The organism is Spirillospora sp. NPDC049652 (assembly GCF_040675125.1).
Taxonomy (GTDB): domain Bacteria; phylum Actinomycetota; class Actinomycetes; order Streptosporangiales; family Streptosporangiaceae; genus Spirillospora.
Genome location: NZ_JBFAOF010001285.1, coordinates 1 through 1639, shown reverse-complemented (window position 1 = coordinate 1639; position 1639 = coordinate 1). Strand labels below are relative to the sequence as shown.

Below are 1639 nucleotides of genomic sequence, written 5' to 3'. Positions count from 1 at the left end.
GCTCGCCCGGACCGGCGAACGCGTCGAACTCGCGCCCTTCACCGCCGCCGACGTCGCGTCCTACCTGCGCGCCCGGCGGCTCCCCGACGCGCCCGCGACGGCGGCGGCCCTCGCCGAGCGGACCGGCGGCAACCCCTTCTACCTGGGCGAGGTGCTGCGGCTGCGGGACACCGGCGGTGCGCCGGGCGGTGTTCCCGACGGGCCGGGCGGTGTCCATGAGGTGCCGAGCGGCGTCCGTGACGTGCTGGAGCACCGCATCGCCCGGCTGCCCGAGGAGACCGGAACGCTGCTGCGGGCGGCGGCGGTCGCCGGCCGCGACGTCGGGGTCGAGGTGCTGGAGTCCGTCACGGGAGCCACGGCCGAGCAGGTCATGGCCGCGCTGGAACCGGCCGTCGCGACCGGCCTGCTCGTCGAGCCGCCGTCCGGAGCCGACTACCGGTTCGCGCACGCGCTCGTCCAGCAGGCCCTGTACGCCGGCCTCGGCAAGGTCGAGCGGAGCCGGTTGCACCTGCGCGTGGCCGAGGCGCTGGAACCCGTCCTGCCCGGGTCCGAGGCCGCGACGCTCGCGCACCACTTCGCGAAGGCGGGACGGCTCGGCGGCGCGGACAAGGCCGTCGAGTACGCCGTCCGCGCCGGACGGCTCGCGGCCGGTCAGCTCGCCTACACCGAGGCCGTCGAGATGTGGCGGCTCGCGCTGTCCGCGCTGCCGCCCGGCAGGGACGCCGAGCGCGCCCGCCTGCTCGTCGAGAGCGGCCAGGCCCACCGCACCGCCGGACGCGCCGAGGACGCGCGCCGCGACTGGGAGGAGGCGATCCGCCTCGCCCGCGAACTGGACGACCGGGACGTGCTGGTCCCGGCGGTCACGGCCGTCGGCGGCCCCGCGCTGTGGAACTGGCGTCCGTACGGCGTCGTGGACGAGGAGATGGTCGCCGTCATGGAGGGCCTCCTCGACGGCCCGCTCGCCCCCGCCGACCGGGCCGCGCTGCTCGGCGCGCTCGCCCTCGAACTGCACTACGGCCCGCGCAGCGCCGAGGGCGAGCGGCACGCCGCCGAGGCCGTCCGGCTCGCGCGCGGCCTCGGCGACGGCCCGCTGCTCGCCCGGACGATGAACAACCACCTGCTCGCGGCGTTCCGCCCCGGCCGCAACGCCGAGCGGCGGCTGATGGCCGAGGAGCTGGCGAACCTGCCTGGCCGTCCCGCCGGCGGCGAGGTGATGGCCCGCGTCTTCCTCATGTCCTGCCTGCTCCGCGACGGCGACCTGCCCGCCTGGGACCGCGAGCTCGCCCGCTGCGAGGCACTGCTGGCCGCCGCGCCCGGCCCCGAGCTGGAGTCGATGGTCCGCATCGCGCAGACCGCGCGCAGCACCCTGGACGGACGCTGGGACGAGACCGAGGCGCTCCTCGACGGCCACGGCGACATGCGCTTCGGCTCGACGCTGTGGGGCCGCCACTTCCGCCGCCTGGTGACCACCTACACCTGCCGCCGCGCCCAGGGCCGCGCCGCCGAGCTGCTGGACGAGCTCGTCGAGGCCGCCGCCGGGCCGGACCTCGCGCCGCTGCGCCCGCTCGCCGTGCTGGCCGCCGTGGAGTCGGGCCGCCCGGACCTGGCCCGCGACCTGATCGGACGCTGGGGGACGGAC

Annotated in this window: 1 protein-coding gene; it reads left to right on the top strand. The window is 77.7% G+C overall.

The annotated features are described in order from the left end of the window. On the top strand, nucleotides 1-1639 hold a 1639-nt coding region (locus AB0J52_RS39465), incomplete at both ends, for an ATP-binding protein (protein WP_500188230.1).